The sequence below is a fragment of the Lutibacter maritimus genome (assembly GCF_900116115.1).
GTDB classification, from domain to species: domain Bacteria; phylum Bacteroidota; class Bacteroidia; order Flavobacteriales; family Flavobacteriaceae; genus Lutibacter; species Lutibacter maritimus.
Genome location: NZ_FOZP01000002.1, coordinates 157,545 through 183,394 on the forward strand (window position 1 = coordinate 157,545; position 25,850 = coordinate 183,394).

Sequence of the window (25,850 nt, forward strand, 5' to 3'; positions counted from 1 at the left end):
TAAAAATGAAACTTAAAACAGCATTTATTACAGGTGCAACGTCTGGAATTGGAAAAGCTACCGCAGAAATTTTTGCAAAAAATAATATTCAATTAGTGCTATGCGGCAGAAGAGCCGAACGATTAGCAAAAATTAAAGAACAATTAGAAAAGCTAACGAAAGTTACTGCCCTACAATTTGATGTTAGCAAAAAGGAAGATGTTTTTAATGCCATTAAAAGTTTGCCTCAAGAATTTCAAAATATAGATATTTTAATAAATAATGCAGGAAATGCCCATGGTTTAAGTACCATACAAGATGGAAGTACTGATGATTGGGATGCCATGTTAGATATTAATGTAAAAGGCTTATTGTACGTTTCAAAAGCCATTTTACCTAAAATGATAGAAAAAAACACTGGATTTATAGTTAATATTGGTTCAATTGCAGGGAAAGAAGTGTATCCAAACGGAAACGTATATTGCGCCTCAAAATACGCTGTAAACGCTTTAAACAAATCAATGCGATTAGATTTAAATAAATACAATATTCGCGTATCAGCAATCCATCCAGGAGCTGTGGAAACTGAATTTTCTGAAGTCCGTTTTAAAGGTGATAAAGAAAAAGCTGCAAATGTTTATAAAGGCTTTAACGCTTTGCAAGCTAATGATATTGCTGAAATTATATATTTTGTAATTAGCAGACCAGCACATGTAAATATTGAAGATTTAATTGTATATCCTACCGCACAAGCAAGTGCCACAATTTTAAATAGAGTCTAAATTAAAATGATTAATAAACGTCTTTTAATTAAAAATCTGCTTACCTATACTGATGAAAATAGCTTTTATGATAAAAAGCAACAACTTTCATTAGACAATAAAGAAGGAAAAGCTAAATTTTTAAAACACGTTTGTGCACTTTCTAATTCTAATCCCGAAAATAATTCATATATCGTTATTGGAGTTGAAGATCAATATAATAAAATAGAAGGTGTTGATTTTTTTGATGATAGTAAAATTCAAAATTTAATAAACTCTTATTTAGCAAATCCACCTAAAGTTCAATACGAAAATATACATTTTCCAAGTTTACCAAGGTATAAAGTTGTTGGATTGGTTACCATCCAATCCAACAACAAAGTTACCTCGCTTAAAAAGGGTATTTGGAAATATGTAAAAGGCCGAATATTTTTTAGGAGAGGAAGTAATTCAATGTCTACTTTAGGAAAATTTGAATTGATAAACACAAATAAAGAAATTGTTGAAGCCATAGAAAAAAATGCAAGCAGCAATATTGAATTAACTTTAGATGGCGTTTTTGATTTTTTTAAAAGACACGAAGAATATCATCCAACATATAAAGTTTTTAATGAGCAATTTGTATTGTGTTGGGCTGGTCAAAAAAAAGTGATAAAGGATAAAATATTTTACTCAAGAGTTGATATTGAGTTAATTAATGAACAAGTTCGGTTATTTTATTCTGCATTAGATGAAGTTAAAATTGAATTTAATAAACAATCATTCATCATAACTGAATATGTGTATTTAAGAATAAAAGAAGTATTTGATTATTATCCTTTAGAAAAAACCATCATTCATTTTAAAGAAAATGGAAAACATGATATAGTTACTGAATTATTATTTAAACCTCCACAATTTGATAAAGTTGTTTTACATCATATTTTTAATAATTGTAATACCATTCTTCAAAAATTAAAAAAGAATGTACCGCTTTCTGAAAGTGAACAATTAGATGTGTTAGAAATGCCTACAAATTATATGATTTGTGTATTTAATGGAATTCCAAATGCCTATTTACGATTAAAAGAATCTAAACAATATTTAAAAAACTTAGACGATAAAACTAGCTATATTAAATATAAAGAAGCTGTGAGAGTTTTAAGAAAAGTGAATTTTTAAAATTTACTTTATTAAAATTCTTTTACTTCCTTGAGCATTATCACTTGTTAATTTTACGATATAAACGCCAGTAGAAACTCCATAAATTTCAATTTGCTCAATATTTCCTCTAGCAAAATTCACACTATTTTTATAGATGGGTTGGCCAGAAATAGTAAATACTTCAATAATTGTTTTACCTGTTAATTGACTTGAGGATATAAAAAATTGACCATCGGATATTGTTGGAAAAATAGACGTACCCGTTCTTTCAAAAAATTGATCATCAATTCCTAATGAGCTATCAATATTTATATTTATTTGTTGGTTTGGTAAAAAACCACTGGTTGCATTTGTAATATCTACTTTAAAGTAATCTGTTGTAGTGCTACTTGCGTTATTTACATAAGTAATTTTACTTGTATTTATATCGTTTTGTGTAAATGTTTCCCCAAGCAACAAAGCTGTATTATTTAAACGCACACTTCCTTTAGTTGGTAATTCTGTTAACATAAAAACTTGTTCAAAAGCGGTAGAACCAATACTTGTGGCCTCCGTTTCTGCCTGATTTAATATATAAGTGCTATTTGTTCCAACTGTTAACGAGCTATTTGTAAAAGTTGAATTTGTGATATTTTCCGCATAACAAAACTCCAACGACCAGCTATTTAATGTTCCTGTATCACCCGTATATGCATCAAATATTTCAATAGTCCAATTTCCAACTGAATTTTCATTTACAAAGCCAGCTAAAGGTTGCGTTGGAATAAATGTTCCAGTAATGGGTTGTGAACCACAAACTATTGTACTTACTGCTTCATCATCAAAAGTTACTTCTAAACCATCAGTATCTCCACAAGATCCATCAAATAAAACAATGGTAGTATTATTTGGTGATGTTAACTTAATATCAAAATCCGAAATATACGTATGTGTAATATCTACCGAAACTTTTACTTTACTAATTGTAAAGCTATCCGCAATATTTATAGTTGATGTAGTAATTATACCATCATCAATAGCAGTATTAGCATTTTTTATATCAGCAGGTCTATCACAATTATTAATTGCAGCAGTTATAAAATTTTTTGTTGCGGAGTAATCACCAGTATTACAATCGTTTTTAGCTCTAACTTTCCAATAATAAACTGTAGATAGGTTTAAAATTGTTCCTATTTTATAATAATTATTAGGCGTATTGCTTGTTTCAATTATAGTATTAAAACCTGCATCGGTTGAAATTATAACGTCATAAGATGTTGCCTGAACATCTGCTAACCATGTTAAATTAGCTCCATTAATACTAATTTGATTTGCACCATCGGCAGGTAATGAAGTTGTAACAACTCCAACTTCATTTTTAACAACTAACAACAATTCTTTAGAAACTGTTGGTCCTCCAACTCCTGTAACTGTAATTATATATTCTCCTGGAGAAACAGCATTAATATTAGTTAAAGTCAACGTAAAACTTGCATCCGAACTATTAAATGTACTTGCACTTAAATTTGATGTGGCTCCAGAAGGAACACCAGAAACCAAAATATTTGTTGAAGTTGCATAACCACCCAATGCTTTATAATCTAAATTAAAAACTGCATTTGCAGATGCAGTACAAACTTCTAAAACACTATTTGTAGAAGCTATTGTATATGTTGAGTTTGTTGAACTGGTAAACTGACCAGTAAATACACCTCTTCCAAAAGTAGTTGCTAATATACTGTTATCACTTGTTCTTAAATCTAAATCAACAACCTTAACATCACGCATTCCGTTATAAGAACTAGTCCATGTTGGACTTGCTTCATTAAAGTTTTTTGATACCCAAATACCTAATTCTGTACCAACAATTACTTCATTTCTTGCTAATGGATTTTGCAAAATACTTTTTACTGGCATATCGGGTAAATTACCTTCTTTATTCACCCAACTTACACCACCGTTAGATGAATACCAAATATTACTTACCCCATAATTATGAAAAGTTACAAAAATATCATTTTCAGTTTCACCAAATTCAACTGCAGAAATACTTCCTACAAAAGCGCTTCCTGTAATTTCTTCCCATTTTATTACACTTGTATTTGTTTCATTCGCATTGGATAATTTTAATAATTTTCCATTTTCAGTTCCAACCAATAATATTGAGCTGGTTGTTGTAAAAGGTGAAACTTTAAAAGCAGTAGGAGCTGCATTTAGCAATGCGTTTGTTAACTTACTTTTTGTAGCATTACTACTTCCTAAAATATATCTGTTAATAGCAAACGAACCATTGGTACCATTTGAAAACATAATATTTAAATTATGATCTAAACCAGCCTGATTGATAAAATCTCCCTCATCATCATTATTATCAATAGTATATGATGTTCCTGGATAAGGTAAACTATAATAATAATGATTTCCATATACGTAAGAAGCTATCATATAATTTCCATCTTTATCTATAGTACTATACGCGCCATCACCACCAGAAACAAAAATACTTGAATTTGCTCCTGCTGAAGCTCCATTTATAAATGGCGTTCCGTTATCTTGTGCTCCAGCTAAAATCAATTCATTTGAAATACTTTGTCCGTAACCACCATAATAAAACTGGGTTACATTATAATCTTTATTTCTTGAAGATATTGCATTAGAGTTAGATACTGCAGTAGATAAATTTGACGCATAGTAAATACCACCATCACAACCTATAACTGCTTGATTACTGTTTTCTGGTCTAAAAGTAAATGCATGTTGATCGGCATGAACATATGAACAACTTAAAGTGTTTAAATTGGCATTGTTAGACCATTTTGATATTTGATCCCATTCACTTGCTAAATTGGTATTAATACCTTGTGAAGTTCTAAACAAATCTATTCCGCCCACATAAACAATATCATCATTTGAAGGATCTACCTCAACTACCAAATCATAAAAAGCTTGTCCACGTGTAAAATCATTAGCAGGAATTCCATTATCTGCATCATTTGGCTTAGCAAGTTCCGTAATATTTGTAAAAGCATTAGTTGTGGCATAAATGTGTGGTCCTTCAGAGGTTGTTCCTTCCGTTAACGCATATATTTTATTGGCATTTGTTTTTGAAACAGCTAACTCTACTCTGTTTGAATTAGCTAAAGTTGTTTTTTGTGTAAAAGTTGAGCCATCTGTAGAATTAAAAACTCTTCCTCCACCACTGCCTCCAATACCAGGAGTTGTTATTGTTCCCATCCACAATTTATTATCTGCAGAAATTTCAAAATCATTAGGGATATAATAAAAATTTATGGAACTCCATGTAAATTGCATGTTTGCAGATTCTATTCTACTCCAATTTAAGCCTTCATTTACTGATTTATATAAACCTGAAGATTGAAGCCCTAACCAATTATTTTTATTTGCAGCATCTCCATAAAGATGTCCTCCAACACCAATAAAAATTTCTGTTCTATTATTTCCTAAACCATCCCAATTCATATGATTCCAAGCAATAATATCATTTATATAATAAATTCCTGCTAAAAAATCAGACGTTGAACTAGAAAGATTACCGCCTCCAGCTATTTGAACTGGAACATGAGTCCACGTTGTTCCTCCATTTATAGTTTTATAAACACCGTTTCCAACTGCTGCACCAAACGTATATTGTTCACCTGTACCAATATACCATATATCAGAATTATTTGGGTCTACAGTTATACAAGAAATGTTCATATTACTTGGCACACCCGAAACAAGTGTCCATGATGGATTTGCGTTGGTAATATCTTCATTTTTCCATAAACCTCCACTTACACCACCTGCAAATACACGTTTATTTGTTGCGTCATTTGGGTCAAATAACACAACTCTGGTTCTTCCTCCTACATTATTTGGTCCTCTATCAATCCAATCATTTCCAGAAGTTCCATCGCCTGGCACTCTTCTAGATGTGTTATTTCTTTTTTCTTGAATTTCAAAAACTTTAAATGGTTCAGGCTTTCCTGTAGCTGGATTCATTGTTAACTCCCACTCTCTTTCATAATATTTATTTGGAGGAAGCTGTAACGCTTTTCGTTCGGTTTTAGAAAGCTTTAGAGTTTTTTTAAAAGGACTATTTGCTAAAAAATTGGCATGTTTTTCTCTTAACTCTAAAATAGTTAAAGAAGAATTTGTAGCTTCATTAAATTTTAAAAGGTATATTAGTAATATAGTAGGTACTAATAATAGTAATATGTAATACTTTTTATTATTCATTATGGGGTTTACTATAAGGTTTAATAGGTTTTAAGCTAACCTTTTAATTTTTTATACAATTGCAAGGCATAACCATCGGTTAAACTTGCCACAAAACCACAAATACTTAAAATTCTTAAATACGTTGTTTCTTGTGGTTTTTGAATACTTTCAGGCAATAGATTTAAAATTAACTTATCGTAATTTGTAATCTTATTTTCAAAGCTATTATTTAGTGCTGTTAAAAATACATCTAACAATGTAGCAATTATATTGTATCCAAACAACTCTTTTTCAATTACTTCCCTACTTTTATAAATTTTTTCGACACTTATTTTAATAATATCATTAATTTGAGCTTCAAAAGAACATTTGTCTAATAAAGAATGTTGGTATTCTCCTTTTAAAATAGCCTCTTCATTTTCAAGGAAAACATTTGAAGCTTCTGTAATAAGTGTTCCAATTGCTAATGCACGCAAATAACTAAGCCTGTCTTTTTTAAATTTTAATTGATGGTATTTTTTTGAATCAATAGAATTTTTTACCAGTTTAATTAAATATTCTAACGCATAATCTTCTTCAATTAATCCTAAGTTTATTCCATCTTCAAAATCAATAATGGTATAACAAATATCATCTGCAGCTTCAACTAAATATGCTAATGGATGCCTTCTGTATGAAATGTTTTCGGTATTGCCTGAAGAAATTAAACCCAATTCTTGAGCAACTTCTTTAAAACAAGCAATATCGTTTTGAAATATTCCATATTTTTTATCTGCAATATGTAAAGTTGGTTTTTTTGGTAATGATTCTTTTGGATATTTTATAAAAGTGCCTAAAGTTGCATAGGATAATCTTAATCCTCCAATACTTCCGGACTTACTTTCATTTAAAATTCTAAATCCATTAGCATTTCCTTCAAAATCAATAATATCTTGCCATTGTTTTGCAGATAAATATTCTTTGTATTTTAAACCATTTCCGCTTTTAAAATATTCACCAATTGCTTTTTCTCCGCTATGACCAAAAGGTGGATTTCCTATATCATGTGCTAATGCAGCAGTTGCTACAATTGCACCAAAATCATTCATTTTAAATCCTTCTTCAATTAAATTTGGATGTTTTAAAAGTACTTTTTCGCCAACAATTCTCCCAAGAGAACGCGCTACAACACTTACCTCTAAACTATGTGTTAAACGCGTATGAACAAAGTCTGTTTTTGAAAGTGGAACTACTTGTGTTTTATCTTGTAAACTTCTAAATGAATCTGAAAATATAATACGATCATAGTCTACTTCAAAACCCAATCTAGTTTCATCTTGTTCATTTCTTAATCTTTTTTGAGTATCACCAAATCTTTTAAGTGATAATAATTGACTCCAATTCATTTTCATTGTAAATAATTTGTTGCAATATACTCAATAAATTAGTTTTCATACATCCAAAATAATGTCAAATATTTACATTATAGTTACAAAACTATAAGTTTTAAATAACCTTTAATTAACACTGTATTTGTTTATTTGAGCATTAAATAAAACATATTACCAATGAAATATTTCGTACTATTATTTACTATTTTTTCAACTGTTTTTACATATAGTCAATCATTAAAAGTTGATTCATTTTTTTCTGAAAATAAACAAAATGGTACAATAAAAGGTCTAGTTTTAGATGAAGATAATAATAACGAACCTTTGGTTTTTGCTGAAATTATCGTAAAAAATTCTGAGACTAAAACCGAATCAGCAATGGACGGAACTTTTAAATTTGACTTAAAACCAGGTATTTACAATTTAGAAGTGCGCTTTATAGGCTATAAAACAATTGAAATAGACAATGTTAAAGTTATTTCAAACACCACAACCAACATCAAACAATCATTACCCGCATTAAAAGTTGCATCTTCAATTTCAATAGCAAGTTTACAATAAAATTGTACTTAAATTTAAGCTAACATTTAGTTAACACTTTTATTAAGTTTTCATAATAACAACATAACCTTTCATTTACGTAGCTCTTGTTCCTTTGCCTCAAGAAATTTTAAGACAAAAATGAACAAGACAATTATAGGTATATTTTTATTATTTAGCACATTGTTATTTAGTCAAAATAAAGGAACGGTAAGTGGAATAGTATTAGACAAAGAATTTGAAAACGCAGCCTTACCATTTGCAAATGTATTTATTAAAGGCACTTCAATAGGAACTACCACAGATTTTGATGGAAAATATGAGCTTAAAGCCGATGCTGGAATTTACACGTTAGTATTTAGTTTTATAGGTTACAAAACTGTTGAAATACCAAAAATACAAGTAAAACAAGGCGAAAACACAACAGTTAACCAAATATTGAGCGCAAGCGAAGGTGTTTCATTAAACGAAATACAAATTACAGGAAGTGTAAGTAAAGAGTCTGAAAGTGCTTTATTAACAGAACAACGTAAAGCAACTACAATTGAACAAAAAATTGGTGCGGAAGAACTAAACAGAAAAGGTGTTAGCGATGTGGCTGCAGCTTTAACTAAAACAACAGGAATTTCAAAAGAAGAAGGTTCGGGTAATGTTTTTGTTCGTGGGCTTGGAGATAGATATAATATTACCACCTTAAACGGATTACCATTACCATCAAACAATCCATCAAAAAAGAATATAGACTTAGGAATTTTCTCTACAGATATTGTTGAATTTATTGGTATTGACAAAACCTACACAGTAAAAAATTACGGCGATTTTGCTGGAGCAAATGTTAATATTGCTTCAAAAAACTACAAAGGAACAGGGTTCTTAGAGATTGGCATTGGAACAGGAGCAAATTCTGAAGCTATTTCGCAATCAGATTTTTATTTAAATGATGGTCCAAATTATTCAGGATTTTACACAAAATCGTATCCAAGTTTTCCGTTAAGTAATTACAACTTTACAACAAGTTGGGATAGAGAAAAGGCAAATTCACCTATTAATGGAAGCGTTTCTATAAAAGGTGGTGAAAGTTTTAATATAGGTAAAGATACCAAGGTAAATATATTTGCTGTTGGATCTTTTGATAACGGTTATTCTTATAAAGAAGGCGTTTCTCGTGGATCAGTAAATGTAGGCGGTGTAGCCAGAAAAGATTATGATTTTACAAGCTATGCTTATGATACGAACACTACATTACTGAGTAATATTGGTGTTTCTCATAAAAATCAATCATTAAAATACAACGGTTTATACATTAACTCAACAAGTCAAAAACAAGATGAATATTATGGTACTGTTGATATTTTTGATTACGCTCCAGAAGGTGGCGCTTTTTTACAGAGAGCAACTTTTGAAAGAACCGAACTTATTGTACATCAACTTTTAGGCGAGCATACAATAACCGATGCATTAGATGTAAATTGGGGTGCATCCTACAATTTTGTTAAAAATGCTGTACCAAACAGAAGACAAAATATTTTAACTCCAGATAACTGGGACAATCCAGAGGGTCCAAAATCATTTCAACAAACAAACAACGCTTCAGATAATCATCGATTTTATCAAAATTTAGAAGAAGAAGAAATTGCGACTAATTTTTCAACTACTTACAAATTTGGTAAAAATGAAACCGATGAATTTAGAGGAAAATTAACTTTAGGATATAGCGGCAGATTTAAAACTGTTGATTTTAAAGCAACACAATTTAACTTACGAATTAATACAAGAGTTGACCAGCCCTTTGTTGAAAATATTTACAATTTAGATGCTTATTTTAATCAAGCTAACTTAAATGCCAATTTATTCAGTATTGAAACTTTTAGAGGTAATGTAAGTCAGGCAAATGCTTTAAGTCCGCAAACTTTTGGAGGTCCTCAAGATATTCACGCTGGATACATTTCGGTTGAATATATTATATCTCCAAAACTAACAGTTGTTGCAGGTACCAGAGCCGAGCAAATAAATCAAACAATTAATTGGGATACTTCTTTATCATCGGGATCAAGCAAATTAGATAAATTGGAAATTTTACCAATGATTTCCTTAAAATATGAAGTAAACGAGCAACAAAATTTAAAATTTGCAGCAAGTAAATCATATACTTTACCTCAATATATTGAGCGTGCTTTATTTCAATTTGTAGGCGCAACACAATCTTCAGTTGGTAATCCAAACTTATATGCTTCAACAGACTATAACGCTGATTTTAAATGGGAATATTTTCCAAAATCTAATGAAATTATTGCTTTAGGTGTTTTTGGAAAATCCATACAAAATCCAATAAATGAAGTTGTAATAAACTCTGCTTCTAATGATATTAGCTATGTAAACTCGGGTGATGCTGCAACAGTAATTGGTGCAGAGTTTGAAATTAGAAAAAGTTTATTAAATAACAATAATAAACTAACTATTGGTTTTAATACGTCCTATATGTACTCCAACCAAGAGTTAGATAAAGAAAAAGTTATAAATGAAACTTCTGCTGCAGGATATGGAATTAGCGTTGATTTTACAAATACTGAAGATAACCTATCTGGCGCATCAAACCTCCTTTTAAACGCAGACATCAGCTTTGAAAGAGAATTCAATAACAACAAAAGCATACAAGCAACTGTAGCATATAATTATTTTTCTGATAGAATTTTTGCCTTAGGAACCGAAGGAAAAGGAAATTTAGTTGATCAAGGTTCAGGTTCATTAGATTTTATTTTAAAATCTAAACTAAATGATAAGCTAGGTTTAAGTATTTCAGCAAAAAACATTTTAAATCCATCAATAGAGAGAGTTCAAGAAACTCAGAACGTAATAGTTTCTTCCTTTAAAAAAGGGACAAACTTAAAACTATCACTATCGTATACATTTTAAAACTTACAAATTACAATTAACAAAAACAGTAACTAATTTTTACAAATCAATAAAAACAAAAATGATGAAAAAACAAATTTTAACGCTAATGATACTAATTGTCAGTGCAGCTTTCATAACTTCATGTGGAAGCAATGATGATGATAACCCAATTGCAACCTGTGGCGATGGAATTCAAAACGGTGATGAAACCGGTATTGACTGTGGTGGTTCTACTTGCGAACCTTGTGCTGCAAACACAGCTTTAGCTGGTGATGTTACGGACAATGTAACTCTTGATGCTGGTTTAGTTTACCAACTCACAGCAGCTTATATAGTTAGAGATGGTGGATCATTAACTATTCCTGCAGGAACTGTTATTAAAGCAACTGGAGGTACCGCAGCTTATATTGCTGTGGCACAAGGTGGAAAAATATATATTAATGGTACTGCAGACAATCCTGTAGTTATGACATCTGGTGCTGATTCTCCTGAACCAGCTAACTGGGGAGGTTTAGTAGTTTGTGGTAAAGCACCAACAAATGTGGGAGCAACCGCAACTTCTGAAGTTGCAGATTTAACTTATGGTGGAACAGTTTCTAATGATAACTCAGGTTCAATCAGATATTTGCGTTTAGAATATACTGGAGCCAATTTTACACCAGACAAAGAGTTTAATGGTTTATCACTGTTTGGGGTTGGTTCAGGAACTGTTGTAGAATATATTCAATCTTACGAAGGTAGTGATGATGGAATTGAGTTTTTTGGAGGAACAGTGCAAGGAAAATACTTAGTTTCTACAAATAGTCAAGATGATGGAATTGATTTTGCAGATGGTTGGGCAGGAACTGGTGAAAACTGGTTTATTTCTGGAGCAGCTAAAGCAGGTATTGAAGGCTCAAACAATGGCGATAACGGTGATGCTACACCTGTAACCAATGCTACTTTAAGAAACATTACAGTTGTTGGTCCAGTAACTGAAGGTGCATTATACTTTAAAGAAGGTGGCGGAAACTTTAACATCGATAATTTTTATATTGCAAGTGTAGATTTAGGAGTAAAAGTAAAAAGCTCTGATGCTTCAGCCATCGCAAGAATTGACACTGATAAATTAGTTATGACTGATGTTCAATTTGCATCTAACACCACAGGGTTTGCATTTACAGATTACACTGGTACTAACACTGATTTTATACAAGAAGGTATCGCAACAGGAGCTGGAAATGGGGCGGCTGCACCAGATTGGACTGCTGGTTGGACAAGAGGATTAAGCAACAGTGGTGTTACTTCAGAAAACTTAGCCGGTGTTGTAACAGGTAATGTAACATTAAATGCAAGTATAGCATACAAGCTAACAAGTTCATTTGTTGTAAAAGATGGTGGTTCATTAACTATTCCTGCAGGAACAGTAATTAAAGCAACTGGTGGTACATCTGCTTACATTGCAGTAGCACAAGGTGGAAAAATTTACGTAAATGGTACAGCTGACAATCCAGTAATTATGACTTCAGGTGCTGCAACTCCAAATCCTGCTGATTGGGGTGGCTTAGTTGTTTGTGGTAAAGCGCCAACAAATGTTGGTTCAGTAGCAACTTCAGAAGTTGCTGATCTAACTTACGGTGGAACAATTTCAAACGACAATTCAGGTTCTATAAAATATTTACGATTAGAATACACAGGTGCTAACTTTACACCAGATAAAGAATTTAATGGATTATCATTATTTGGTGTTGGATCTGGAACTACTGTTGAATATGTGCAATCTTACGAAGGTAGTGATGATGGAATTGAGTTTTTTGGTGGAACTGTGAGCGGAAAATATTTAATCTCAACAAATAGCCAAGATGATGGAATTGATTTTGCTGATGGTTGGGCTGGAACTGGTGAAAATTGGTACATTACAGGAGCTGCAAAAGCAGGAATAGAAGGTTCTAACAATGGTGATAACGGTGATGCTACACCTGTAACTGTTGCAACATTAAAAAATATTACTGTAGTTGGTCCGGTTACTGAAGGTGCACTATACTTTAAAGAAGGTGGAGGAAATTTTACGGTTGATAACTTTTATATTGATGGCGTAAATTTAGGTGTAAAAGTAAAAAGTACAGATGCCGCAGCTATTGCGCGTATTGCAACTGGTAAATTAGTGATGACAAATGTGCAATTTACAAACAATACAACCGATTTTAAATTAACCGACTATTCAGGATCTTCAACATTTATTACTGAAGTTTCTACCGCAACAGGCGCAGGAAATAAATCTGACGCACCAAGTTGGGCTGCAGGCTGGGCTAAATTTTAATTGACACAATAACTAAAATAAAAAAAAGCCAGTGCAATGCACTGGCTTTTTAGTTTCTTCATTCTTCACATCGCATATTAATATTTTGTATTGTAGAAAGCAATTTTACTAATAAAATCAAATCGTACTAACTTTTTATATACTAAAAGAAATTTTCATTAAATTTGAAGTTCATCATCTTTTCTAATCAAAAAACAATGAAAAAAATTACCTTACTTTTATGTATAAGTATCCTTTTTATTTCTTGTGAAAACAGCAAGGAAATTAGTTCCATTGCGCCTATAAATTGGGAAAAAAGAACTCTAAATAGCAAACTTAGCGATTCTCTTCAAATAGGAAAATCTTATTTATCAGTTTATTCTCAAATTTACAGTACTACTGAGCACAGAACTCACAGCTTAACGGTAACAGTTAGTATGCGAAACACCAATTTAAACGATTCAATTTTTATTAATAATGCTTCTTATTTTGATACCGAAGGAAATTTAATTCGTACTTATTTTAACAAACCAATATTTTTAAAACCAATGGAAACAGTTGAAATTGTAATTGATGAATTAGATAAACAAGGTGGTACAGGTGCAAATTTTATTTTTGATTGGGCTATTAAACAAACTTCAAATGAACCACTATTTGAGGGCATAATGATTTCAACTTCAGGGCAACAAGGTTTATCCTTTTCTACTATAGGAAAAAAAATAACGCATTAAAGACTTTCTCATTCAATAACATCGTGAACCATGGTGTGATTTCCACCATTCCATTCCGTTAAAATATCTGTAGCAACTTGAGTGCCACTTCCTGCTGCAATAGCGTATTGACTTCTAAAGCCCGCTAAAACACCCGCAACATAAATGCCTTTACTTACCACATGATTGATATTTTTAAGCATAATTTTTTCTTTAATTGTAGGAATTGCAGGATGCGGTTGTACAAATTGCATTAACCCTTTAATATCAAATAAATTTGAAGGTGTAGTTGCAACAACTATGTTTTTAGCCGTATACGTATTTTTATTTGTAACAACCGTAATAAAATCACTTTCAGTAATAATTTCATTTACTTTTTCTTTTTCAATTTGTACAACTTGAGGATATATATCCGCTAATTGTTGCAGTCCTTGCGCTAAAATTTCATTGCCTTTAGTTCCTTTTTTAAAACCTAAAACATTATTTAGTTCAGCCGTTTGAAGTGCCGAGTTTTTTTGATGGGTGATTATTGCTATATGTTTATTATTAGCAAAAGGTTTAGTTAATGCCGAGCCTAAAATTAAGGCACAAGACAATCCTGCTGCACCTCCACCAATAATTAACACATCAAAAGTTTTCATATTTCAATAAAATTTTAATAATCTAAAATAAATTATATTCTGTAAAAAATAGTTACGATTGTTACATTTTAAACAATCCTTGAATATTTGAAGCAAATAATTTAACAGCTATCGCTAATAATATAACACCGAATACTTTTCTTAAAATATTAATACCGTTTTCACCAAGTAATTTTTCAATTTTATTGGAAGTTCTTAAAACTAAATACATAAAAATCATATTTATAACAATAGCAATTACAATGTTAATTGTAGCATATTCTGCCCTTAATGATAAAATGGTTGTTAAACTTCCCGGGCCCGCTATTAAAGGAAATGCAATTGGAAAAACAGATATTGTTTTTGGAGTTATTTGCTCTTCTTTATACAAGGAAATTCCTAAAATCATTTCTAACGCTAAAAAAAACAAGATAAAAGAACCTGCCACAGCAAAAGAATTTACATCAATACCAATTAAATTTAATATGCTTTTCCCTAAAAATAAAAATGCAATCATTATTAATCCTGCAACAATTGAGGCTCTTTCAGAATGTATGTGCCCAACTTTAGCTCGTAAATCAATAATAATTGGAATATTTCCAATAATATCAATAACCGCAAATAAAATCATGACTGCCGTAAATATTTCCTTAAAATCTAATGCCATTTTACTATTTTTTTGGTTTGGACAAAATTAGGCAATCGAAATTTAGGATTTCATAAAATGTATAAAAAAATAGTTTAATTTTGCCAAATGTTTCAATTAGGAAAAACCATAGTTTCGGAAGACATTATAGAAAAAGATTTTGTCTGTAATTTAAAAGCCTGCAAAGGAAAATGTTGTATTGATGGAGAAGCTGGCGCACCATTAGAAGAAAGTGAGCTTCAAATTTTATTAGATATTTATCCTTTAGTAAAACCTTTTTTAAGAGAAGAAGGTATAAAAGCAATTGAAGATCAAGGCTTATTTATTACCAATGAAGGTGAATACGAAACGCCTTTGATTAATGAAAAAGATTGCGCCTATGTAATTTTTGATGAAAAAAATATTGCAAAATGCGGCATAGAAGAAGCTTACAATCAAGGTAAAATTAAATGGAGAAAACCTATTTCGTGCCATTTATATCCTGTACGTTTAATGGAATATAGCGAGTTTACTGCTGTAAATTACCATAAATGGCCAATTTGCGATGATGCTTGTATTTTAGGAAAAGAATTGCAAGTGCCTGTTTACAAATTTGTAAAAGATGCTTTAATTAGAAAGTTTGGTAAAAACTGGTATGCTGAACTTGAAAAAACTGCTGAAAATTATAAAAAGTAAAATTAAGTTTAACATTAATTTGTTACTTGCTTAAACCTCAATAAAATAGGCAATTCAGTTAATTTTAACGAATGTATGCATCTGATTATCAGTATTTAATACCATTTAATCGTTTATTCAAAAAACAGTAAAATGTTAAAAACTTACCGTTAATTGTGAATAAGTGACCTTTTTTCCTGTCTGTTTTTTTTCAATCTTTGTTTTTCTTATTTCAAGAAGAACTACAACTATTTAAAACCTAAAAAAATCAGAGATAAAATGTCGTTTATAGAACCAATCTTGCAAGAAAATAAAGACCGATTTGTAATTTTTCCCATTCAACATCAAGATATTTGGGAATGGTACAAAAAACAAGAGGCAAGTATTTGGACCGCTGAAGAAATTGATTTGCATCAAGATGTAATAGATTGGGAAAAGAAATTAACCGATGATGAACGTTATTTTATCAAACATATTTTAGCATTTTTTGCAGCTTCTGATGGAATTGTTAACGAAAATTTAGCCGAAAATTTTGTGAGCGAAGTACAATATTCCGAAGCAAAATTCTTTTATGGTTTTCAAATAATGATGGAAAACATTCATTCTGAAGTGTATTCATTGTTAATTGATACCTATGTAAAAAATGAAGTTGAAAAAAACGAATTATTTAAAGCCATTGAAGTTTTTCCTGCCATTAAATTAAAAGCCGATTGGGCATTAAAATGGATTGAAAGTCCAAGTTTTGCCGAACGTTTAATTGCATTTGCTGCGGTTGAAGGAATTTTCTTTTCAGGAAGTTTTTGTTCTATTTTCTGGTTAAAGAAAAGAGGTTTATTACCAGGTTTAACTTTTTCTAACGAATTAATTTCTCGTGATGAAGGTTTGCATTGCGACTTTGCAGTGCATTTACACAACAACCATATTGTAAATAAAGTTCCAAAAGAACGCATAACAGAAATTATTGTAGATGCGTTAGATATTGAGCGTAAATTTATAACAGAATCATTACCCGTTAGTTTAATTGGTATGAACGCCAAATTAATGACGCAATATTTAGAATTTGTAACTGACAGATTACTTATGGAATTTGGTTGCGATTCAGTATATAACGTTTCAAATCCTTTTGATTTTATGGAAATGATTTCTTTAGAAGGAAAGACAAATTTTTTCGAAAAACGTGTTTCTGAATATCAAAAAGCTGGTGTAAAAAGTGGTTCAGGAACAGGAAGTATTAGCTTTGATGCTGATTTTTAAATTACAAAATATCTTTTGATTTTCTAAAAATCAGATTTTTATAAAAACCAACTAATATAAAAAGGCAAGTTATAACGTATATTTTACGCTTAAAACTTACCTTATAAATCAAAAAAAGAATCGTTTATGTTTGTAGTAAAAAGAGACGGAAGAAAAGAACCTGTGATGTTTGATAAAATCACTGCCAGAGTTCGCAAAATGTGTTATGGATTAAATAATTTAGTTGATCCAGTAAAGGTTGCAATGCGAGTTATTGAAGGTTTATATGATGGAGTAACAACTTCAGAGTTAGACAATCTTGCCGCTGAAACTGCTGCAACAATGACTGTGCAACATCCAGATTATGCAAAACTTGCTGCACGTATTGCGGTTTCTAACTTACATAAAAACACCAAAAAAACTTTTTCAGAAGTTATGACGGATTTATACAATTATATAAATCCGCGTACAGGAAAAAAAGCGCCATTATTATCAGATGAAACATATAATGTGATTATGAATAATGCTGCAAAACTAGATTCTACAATAATTTACAACCGAGATTTTGGCTATGATTATTTTGGATTTAAAACCCTAGAACGTTCATATTTATTAAAGTTAAATGGCGAAATAGTTGAACGTCCACAACATATGTTAATGCGTGTTGCTATTGGAATTCATATGGAAGATATTGATGAAGCAATTGAAACGTACGAATTAATGTCTAAAAAAATATTTACACACGCTACGCCAACGTTGTTCAATTCCGGAACGCCAAAACCACAAATGTCGTCGTGCTTTTTATTACAAATTCAAGAAGATAGCATTGATGGAATTTACGATACTTTAAAACAGACTGCAAAAATATCACAATCTGCCGGTGGAATTGGTTTATCAATCCACAATGTACGTGCCACAGGTTCGTATATTAGAGGTACAAACGGTACATCAAACGGAATTGTACCCATGTTAAAAGTGTACAATGATACAGCGCGTTATGTAGATCAAGGTGGCGGAAAACGTAAAGGATCATTTGCAATTTATATGGAACCTTGGCACGCCGATGTTTTCAACTTTTTAGATTTACGTAAAAATACAGGAGCCGAAGAAATGCGTGCGCGTGATTTATTTTATGCCATGTGGATTCCAGATTTATTTATGAAACGTGTAGAAGAAGATGGAAACTGGACATTAATGTGCCCAAATGAATGTCCACATTTATTTGATACCTATGGCGATGAATTTGAAAAATTATATACTGGTTACGAAGCGGTTGGAAAAGGTCGAAAAACTATAAAAGCCCGTGAACTTTGGGAAAAAATTTTAGAAGCTCAAATTGAAACTGGAAACCCGTATATGTTGTATAAAGATGCAGCAAACAGAAAATCCAATCAAAAGAATTTAGGTACCATTCGTTCCTCTAACTTGTGTACTGAAATTATGGAATATACCGCAAAAGATGAGGTTGCTGTTTGTAACTTAGCATCTATTGCTATTCCAATGTTTGTAGAAGAGAATGAAAAAGGAGAAAAGTTTTTCAACCATAAAAAACTATTTACAGTAACAAAAAAAATCACAAAAAACTTAGATACTGTAATTGACAGAAATTATTATCCAGTAAAAGAAGCTGAAAATTCTAATTTCCGTCATAGACCAATAGGATTAGGAATTCAAGGATTAGCAGATGCATTTATTATGCTGCGTATACCTTTTACAAGTGATGAGGCTAAGAAATTGAACGAAGAAATTTTTGAAACCATTTATTTTGCTGCTGTAACTTCGTCTATGGAAATGGCGAAAGTAAAAGGCACTTACGCTACTTATAAAGGATCGCCAATATCTTTAGGTGAATTTCAGTTTAATATGTGGGGAGTTTCAGAAGATGATTTAAGCGGACGCTGGGATTGGAAAGCATTGCGTAAAAAAGTACTAAAAAATGGTGTTAGAAACTCATTATTAGTAGCACCAATGCCAACAGCTTCTACATCGCAAATACTTGGAAATAACGAAGCTTTTGAACCCTACACTTCAAACATTTACACACGTAGAGTTTTAAGTGGTGAGTTTATTGTAGTAAACAAACATTTGCTAGAAGATTTAGTAGAATTAGGTTTATGGAATAATGAAATGAAAGAAAGCATTATGCGTGCTAACGGATCTATTCAGCATATTGATGTGATTCCTCAAAACTTAAAAGATTTGTATAAAACTGTGTGGGAAATGAGTATGAAAGACATTATTGATATGTCGCGACAACGTGGTTATTTTATTGACCAATCGCAATCCTTAAACTTGTTTATGCAAGACGCTAATTATGCCAAATTAACATCTATGCATTTTTATGCTTGGAAAAGTGGTTTAAAAACCGGAATGTATTATTTACGTACAAAAAGTGCCGTAAACGCTATTCAATTTACAGTTTCAAAAGAAAAGAAAGTAGAAGATATTCCTTTAACACCTGAAGAATTAAAAGCTATGTTAATAGCTTCACAAAACAATCCTGATGATTGTGAAATGTGCGGTTCATAATCATATTAATATTTTTTGCCCAAAGACTAAAAAACCCTTATCAAATTAAATGATAAGGGTTTTTGAATTTATAAGGGTATTTAAAACCTATTTTTTCTTGTTTTTAGTTGCATACAATTCTAACAAGCTCATTGTAGCTTTAATTAAATCTTCTGTTTCTAACAAAATACTAAAATAAAGCGTTGTGTTTTTAGGACTAGATTCCGTTGTTCTAGTTCTTTCAACTTGTTTTTGAGCACATTTTGAAACATCTATCAATAACTCTTTTTTCTCTTCAATAATAGCTCCAATTTTATTAAAAGATCTCGTATCAAAAATTTCTCTCATTTTACCAAATAAGTGATTCAGTTTCTCACTGATTTCCTTTAATTCTTTAGCTTGATTAACTTTTAACCCTTTATGATTATTATGAATATGTTTATGACTTACTTTTGAAATAAATCCAACAGATTGTGCAATATCTTGTAAATCTCCAATTACATCAATATAAAAAGTACTAGCGCTTACTGACGATTCATCTAAATTTTTAATAAAATAGAAAATATTATTTTGTAAATCTTCAATTTCAGATTCTAATTTTCCAACAGTATTTTTTGCTTTTTTAAGCGTTGGTAATTCTTGTTTTATTAAACCGTTGATAGTGTTTTCCTGAATTTTACTAACACGTTTTAAAACTTTTGCAATATTATCAGCACTTTCTTCAATTACTCCTTGAACCGATTTACTTTCAGCTCTGTTTAAACTATCTTCAGCTTTTATTTCTTTAGATTTTTTAAGATGACTTAATGAGTTTCTTATTAGTAAGGCAACGGCTATTAATAACAAAATAGCAATCATAGTGGCTCCTCCTAAATAAATTAAATATGCTGCAACTCCAGAAGCAATAAAAGCGCTTATTGCAGTAAAAAACCATCCACCAATTACATTTAGTACACCCGCAACTCTATAAACAGCACTTTCACTTCCCCAAGCTCTATCTGCTAAAGACGAACCCATGGCAACCATAAATGTAACATAGGTTGTTGATAATGGTAATTTGTATGATGTTGCAATTGATATTAATACACCTGCAACCATTAGATTAACAGCAGCACGCACTAAATCAAACGCTGGTAATTCATGTTTTTTTCCTTGAACTAATTCAATTACAGGTTTTTCAAATTGTTTTTCAATTTTTTCTTGAAGTGAATTTGGAACAATAACAGAAAAATATTTTGAAGTTAATATAGAACCGCGCACCAGTACTCTTGATAAAAAGTTTGGCTCAAAACGTTCTTTAGTTTCACCTTGACTAGATAAATCTATAGATGTTTTTACAACACTTTTTGCTTTTGACGAAAACCATAAAGTTACAACCATAACCATTCCTGCAATAAATAATAAAACAGTTGGCGTTGGTACTTTTTCACCTAAAATTGTCATTGCAAATTCAGTGGCTGGAACACCAGAAGAAACCCAGGCTTCATAAGATTGCCACGCAGCAATCGGAACTCCAATAAAGTTTACCAAATCGTTTCCTGCAAAAGCCAATGCCAAAGCAAAAGTTCCTACAATAATAATTATTTTATAAATATTGGTTTTAAAATATGCTATTAACACATAAGCTAACGCAGACCAAATTATTAAATTTACCCCAACAATTGCAAATACATAATGTTCTAAAAAATCTTTAATTGTTTCTCCTCCAATAAAATCGAAACTTTGTTTTGCATAATTGGTTCCACCTATTCCCTTCATTAAAATAAAATACATAATTGAGGTTAATGCAATACCGCCAAATAATGCGCCCACCCAATTTGGTTTTCTTTCAAAATTAAATGATAATAATAAACGGGATAAATATTGAACTAATGCTCCAACGGAAAATGCGACGACTACAGAGAGTAAAATACCAAAAATAATTTGCGTTGCTTTTTCAGTATTAATATAAGTAACAACATCAGCAAAATTACCTGAATCTGCGCCAATTTTTATTAATGCAACAGCAACAGCAGCTCCTAATAATTCAAACACTATTGATACCGTTGTTGAAGTTGGCATACCAAGCGTATTAAAAAAATCGAGTAGTAAAATATCGGTAATCATTACGGCCATAAAAATGACCATGATATCGCTAAACATAAACATTCCAGGATTAAAAATACCTTTTCTTGCAACCTCCATCATTCCACTTGAAAAAATGGCACCGCAAGCAATACCAATGCTGGCAACAATCATAATTGTTTTAAATGAAACTGCTTTTGATCCTATTGCAGAATTTAAAAAATTTACCGCATCATTACTAACACCAACTACCAAATCGGCAATGGCTAAAATTGCTAATGCAACAATCATTAATAAGTATAAATTATCCATATAATTAGTTGATTTTTTATATTTTGGTAAAAATAGTAAGTAATTCTTTTTAATACTATTTAAAACTTCCTTTTTATTAATAATTTCTTAACAAATAAGGGATTTAGTTTCCTAAATCCCTTAAATAATCTTCTAAAAAAGTTTTATAAAATTATACTTTTGTATATAATTCAAGTAAATTTATTTTTGCTTTTAGTAAATCTTCAAATTCAAGTAAAATACTAAAATATAACGTTGTGTTTTTAGGACTAGATTCTGTGGTTCTAGTTCTTTCAACTTGTTTTTGAGTGTAATTACCAACTTCTGCCAAAAGGTTTTCAAGTTCTTCAATTAAATATGGTATTTGATTAAAAGAATGCGTTTCAAATACTGAGCGTGTTTTTGAAAACATCTCATTTAATTGTAACTCAATTTCTTTTAACTCACTTGCTTGATTTTCTTTTAAAGCTTTATGGTTATTATGAATATGTTTATAACTTATTTTTGAAATAAAACCTATAGATTGTGCAATATCTTGCAATGTTTTTATTACATCAATGTAAAAAGAACTAGCGCTAATGGATGATTCTTGTAAGTTTTTAATAAAATAGAAAATATTATTTTGTAAATCTTCAATTTCAGTTTCTAGTTTACTTACATCATTTTTAGCTTTTTTAAGCTTTTTTAAATCTTCCTTTACCAACCCATCAATAGCAGTACTTTGTATTTTGTCTACGCGTTTTAATACTTTTGAAATATTATTTGCACTTTCTTCAATAACTCCTTGAACAGAATTACTTTCGGCATTGTTTAAACTATCTTCAGCTTTAAGCTCTTTAGATTTTTTTAAATAGTTTAAAGAATTTCTTGCAATAATTAATATTGAAAACAGCAATAAAACACTTATCATTACAGATCCACCGATATGAATTAGATATGCAACTGTAGCTGCTGCAATAAAAGCAATTATAGCTGTAAAAAACCATCCGCCAATTACATTCATTACGCCAGCAACTCTGTAAACAGCACTTTCACTTCCCCAAGCTCTATCTGATAATGATGATCCCATAGCAACCATAAAAGTTACATACGTTGTAGACAGGGGTAATTTGTATGAAGTAGCAATAGATATTAAAATTCCGGCTACCATTAAATTTACTGCGGCTCTAACTAAATCAAACGCAGGTAAATCTTTATTTTTCGCATGCTCTATCTGAATTTGCGGTTTTTCAAACTGTTTTTCAATTTTATCTTGAATTGATTTTGGGGTTTTTGCATCAAAATAAAATGCGATAGCTTTTGAACTTCTTACCAAAACTCTTGATAAAAAGTTAGGTTCAAAACGTTCTTTTGAATTTCCTTCTCTTGATAGGTTGATTTCTGTTTGCGCAACATACTTTGCTTTTTTTGAAAACCACAATGTTAACACCATTACAATTCCCGATATAAAAAGTAATAATGTTGGTGTTGGAACTTTATCTGCTAAAAAGGACATTCCAAATTCTGTTGCTGGAATTCCTGAAACAGCCCAAACTTGATATGATTGCCATGCCGCGATTGGAACTCCAATAAAATTCACCAAATCATTACCAGCAAACGCTAATGCCAAAGCAAAAGTTCCAACAATAATAACTATTTTATAAATGTTAACTTTTAAAAACTGAATTATAACAAAAGAGAATGCAGACCAAAATGCTAGGTTAATTGCAATAATTGGCACTGCATGTATTTCTAAAAATTCTTTGATAGTTTTCCCTTCAGTTATGGCAAAGCTAGCTTTGGCAATTCCTGTTCCTCCAATTCCTTTTAAAAGAATAAAATACACCATAGATGTTAATGCAATACCGCCAAATAAAGCACCAACCCAAGCAGCTTTTTTATCGTAATTAAAAGACAATAATAATCGTGCTACATACTGTACAATTGCCCCAACAGTAAACGAAATTATTACTGATAATAAAATTCCAATGATAATTTCTGTGGCTTGTGAGGTGTTAATATAATTTACAACTTCCGAAAAACCGCCACCACCTGCATAAATTTTAACCAAAGCAATTGCAACTGCCGCACCTAATAATTCAAAAACAATTGAAACAGTTGTTGAAGTTGGCATACCAATGGTATTAAAGAAATCTAGCAATAAAATATCGGTAATCATTACTGCCATAAATATGACCATAATGTCCGCAAACATAAACATGTTAGGGTTAAAAATGCCTTTTCGCGCAACTTCCATCATTCCGCTTGAAAAAATAGCACCAAGCGCAATTCCAATACTGGCAACAATCATAATTGTTTTCATTGATACCGCTTTAGAACCAACTGCAGAGTTCAAAAAGTTTACAGCATCATTACTAACCCCTACAACTAAATCGGCAACCGCTAATACAGCAAGGGCAATAATCATTAATAAATATATATTATCCATAAATTAGTTTTATTGTTTTTTTAGAAATAACTGATTTTGTGTTTATTTACAATATGTTATCTCTACTTTTTATTAGTTTTTGTCGTTGCAAAGAACCTACTCTAATGTTAAGTTAATGTTAACATTATGTTATTTTATGTAATGAAATAAAAAAAGGCTACCAAAGAAATTGGTAGCCAGAGCATTTCAAAATCTTGTTGACAAAAACTAATAGACTTTATGAAATGAAGGAATTATTATAGCTAATAATTCTTGTCAAAATTCGAAAATTTAAAACAGTTTCATGTAATGTAAATATTAAGTAATTATTAAAATTTATTTAAACTATCATTTAAAAATTGTCTTTTATTTAATCATTAAAAAATGTATGTTTACTTCTACTTTTGTAAAAAATATGATTCGAAAATTTCTTTTTTTATTGCTTTAGCCATCATTTTATTTGTTTAATGAATCTATCCAGGATTTACCAATAAGTATTGATGCTGTATATTTAAAAAAAGTAAAAAATATTTGTGGAGAAATTATTAGATTATGCTGCAACGGCTCAAAACGATTTAAAAATAAATAAAAAGCAAAATAATATTATTACTGAAATAAAAATTGCCCACAGAAAAATGGAGGAAATTATTAAAGACGTAAAAGATTTAAACAAAATAATAAATTTATTGATAAATTAATACGAAAAGATTTAATAACTTTTGAAATGGCTTCTTCAATTTTTAACGATTATTCTAACGTAAATGATTTTATAAAAAAACTATTGAGGTCGCCGAATTATTGTATAGTTCTAAAGATACTTTATTTGAAAATGGAAACTTTATAGATAAAAAAAGAGCGCTTAATTGCGCTCTTTTTAAACTACTTTTTCTTTTTGTGTTTCAATATTTTAGCATCAATATAATAAATAATGCTTTCAGAGATATTCTTTAACAAATCTCCTATTTTTTCATACTTTTTCATCACAACTAAGGCCATTAAATATTGTTTTACCAATGCGGGATTTTTGGTAACTTCTTCTTCAACAACAATAAAAGTATTTGCATTTATTTGATTGATAACTTTATCTTTTTTAAATACTTTTCTGGCTGCTTTTAAGTTTTCATCAGTATATGCTGTTACAATATCTTTAAACATACTTTCTAAAGTTTCAAACATTACTTTAAATTGTAGTTTTTCTACTAATTCAGGTGCTAATTTTTGGTTTAAATCTATGGTATGATTTGCAATATCAAAAGCCTGATCACCAATGCGTTCAAGATTATAATTAATTTTTAGCAATGCTAATGCAAAACGCAAATCTGTAGCTACAGGATTATTTAATGCAATAAAATTGTCTAAATCTCTTTCAATTTTTAAATCCAGCGCATTAATTCTATTTTCTTTTAAAATTACTTCTTCTGCAATATCAGTGTCAAAAGTGATAAATGCTTCAAAAGATTGTTCTACTTGGTTTTGACACAAGTTTAACATTTCTTCTCCAATTTTACTTAAAGTAACTCTTTGTTCTTCAATATTTATCATAATATAATT

General features: G+C 30.5%; 17 protein-coding genes. 10 read left to right on the plus strand and 7 right to left on the minus strand.

Annotation, left to right across the window (positions count from 1 at the left end; translation table 11 throughout):
- Positions 1-5: 5 nt before the first annotated feature.
- Complete coding sequence (locus BM335_RS04095) at positions 6-761, plus strand: SDR family NAD(P)-dependent oxidoreductase (protein WP_090223473.1); 756 nt, start codon at positions 6-8, stop codon at positions 759-761.
- 6 nt (positions 762-767) lie between these two features.
- Positions 768-1,901, plus strand: a complete 1,134-nt coding sequence (locus tag BM335_RS04100) for an ATP-binding protein (RefSeq protein WP_090223474.1) — start codon at positions 768-770, stop codon at positions 1,899-1,901.
- Between the two features lie 3 nt (positions 1,902-1,904).
- Here the strand turns inward: BM335_RS04100 and BM335_RS04105 are convergent, their stop codons facing one another.
- Together BM335_RS04105 and BM335_RS04110 are read right to left on the minus strand one after the other, a co-directional pair.
- Complete coding sequence (locus BM335_RS04105; protein ID WP_090223475.1) at positions 1,905-6,101, minus strand: proprotein convertase P-domain-containing protein; 4,197 nt, start codon at positions 6,099-6,101, stop codon at positions 1,905-1,907.
- Between the two features lie 35 nt (positions 6,102-6,136).
- The gene (locus BM335_RS04110; RefSeq protein ID WP_090224046.1) at positions 6,137-7,468 is read right to left on the minus strand and encodes a deoxyguanosinetriphosphate triphosphohydrolase; all 1,332 of its coding nucleotides are present in this window, start codon (positions 7,466-7,468) and stop codon (positions 6,137-6,139) included.
- A 162-nt stretch (positions 7,469-7,630) separates the two neighbouring features.
- On the opposite strand from BM335_RS04110, the gene BM335_RS04115 reads away from it, so the two are divergent.
- The 4 genes from BM335_RS04115 to BM335_RS04130 all read left to right on the plus strand — a co-directional run bounded on the left by BM335_RS04115 (position 7,631) and on the right by BM335_RS04130 (position 13,897).
- Positions 7,631-8,014, plus strand: coding sequence for a carboxypeptidase-like regulatory domain-containing protein (locus BM335_RS04115; RefSeq protein ID WP_090223476.1), 384 nt, complete (start codon positions 7,631-7,633; stop codon positions 8,012-8,014).
- 120 nt (positions 8,015-8,134) lie between these two features.
- Positions 8,135-10,906 carry a TonB-dependent receptor gene (locus tag BM335_RS04120; protein ID WP_090223477.1) on the plus strand — a complete coding sequence of 924 codons (2,772 nt, stop codon included), beginning with the start codon at positions 8,135-8,137 and terminating at the stop codon, positions 10,904-10,906.
- A gap of 88 nt (positions 10,907-10,994) precedes the next feature.
- Positions 10,995-13,187: a hypothetical protein gene (locus BM335_RS15660; RefSeq protein WP_177219151.1), complete on the plus strand. Its 2,193-nt coding sequence runs from the start codon at positions 10,995-10,997 to the stop codon at positions 13,185-13,187.
- Positions 13,188-13,384: 197 nt separating this feature from the next.
- Positions 13,385-13,897, plus strand: coding sequence for a DUF3124 domain-containing protein (locus tag BM335_RS04130; RefSeq protein ID WP_090223478.1), 513 nt, complete (start codon positions 13,385-13,387; stop codon positions 13,895-13,897).
- Between the two features lie 8 nt (positions 13,898-13,905).
- Here the strand turns inward: BM335_RS04130 and BM335_RS04135 are convergent, their stop codons facing one another.
- Together BM335_RS04135 and BM335_RS04140 are read right to left on the minus strand one after the other, a co-directional pair.
- Positions 13,906-14,517 carry an FAD-dependent oxidoreductase gene (locus BM335_RS04135; RefSeq protein ID WP_090223479.1) on the minus strand — a complete coding sequence of 204 codons (612 nt, stop codon included), beginning with the start codon at positions 14,515-14,517 and terminating at the stop codon, positions 13,906-13,908.
- A 61-nt stretch (positions 14,518-14,578) separates the two neighbouring features.
- Entirely contained in the window at positions 14,579-15,163 is a 585-nt protein-coding gene (locus BM335_RS04140; RefSeq protein ID WP_090223480.1) for a MarC family protein, read from the minus strand.
- Positions 15,164-15,250: 87 nt separating this feature from the next.
- Between BM335_RS04140 and BM335_RS04145 the strand changes: the two genes are divergently transcribed.
- The 3 genes from BM335_RS04145 (at position 15,251) to BM335_RS04155 (ending at position 19,558) form a co-directional block, all read left to right on the plus strand.
- On the plus strand, positions 15,251-15,817 hold the full coding sequence (locus BM335_RS04145) for a DUF3109 family protein (protein WP_090223481.1): 567 nt from the start codon (positions 15,251-15,253) through the stop codon (positions 15,815-15,817).
- Between the two features lie 258 nt (positions 15,818-16,075).
- The gene (locus BM335_RS04150) at positions 16,076-17,050 is read left to right on the plus strand and encodes a ribonucleotide-diphosphate reductase subunit beta (protein WP_090223482.1); all 975 of its coding nucleotides are present in this window, start codon (positions 16,076-16,078) and stop codon (positions 17,048-17,050) included.
- A 126-nt stretch (positions 17,051-17,176) separates the two neighbouring features.
- Positions 17,177-19,558 (plus strand): ribonucleoside-diphosphate reductase subunit alpha, encoded by a 2,382-nt coding sequence (locus BM335_RS04155; RefSeq protein WP_090223483.1) that lies wholly within the window; start codon positions 17,177-17,179, stop codon positions 19,556-19,558.
- Between the two features lie 87 nt (positions 19,559-19,645).
- On the opposite strand, the gene BM335_RS04160 is transcribed toward BM335_RS04155, so the two are convergent.
- Positions 19,646-21,913, minus strand: coding sequence for an inorganic phosphate transporter (locus BM335_RS04160; RefSeq protein ID WP_090223484.1), 2,268 nt, complete (start codon positions 21,911-21,913; stop codon positions 19,646-19,648).
- 151 nt (positions 21,914-22,064) lie between these two features.
- A complete protein-coding gene (locus BM335_RS04165) occupies positions 22,065-24,320 on the minus strand; it encodes an inorganic phosphate transporter (protein WP_090223485.1) in 2,256 nt (751 codons plus the stop codon).
- Positions 24,321-24,832: 512 nt separating this feature from the next.
- Between BM335_RS04165 and BM335_RS15665 the strand changes: the two genes are divergently transcribed.
- A complete protein-coding gene (locus BM335_RS15665) occupies positions 24,833-24,997 on the plus strand; it encodes a hypothetical protein (protein ID WP_177219152.1) in 165 nt (54 codons plus the stop codon).
- A 181-nt stretch (positions 24,998-25,178) separates the two neighbouring features.
- Here the strand turns inward: BM335_RS15665 and phoU are convergent, their stop codons facing one another.
- Entirely contained in the window at positions 25,179-25,841 is a 663-nt protein-coding gene (phoU, locus tag BM335_RS04170) for a phosphate signaling complex protein PhoU (protein WP_090223486.1), read from the minus strand.
- Between the last annotated feature and the right edge of the window lie 9 nt (positions 25,842-25,850).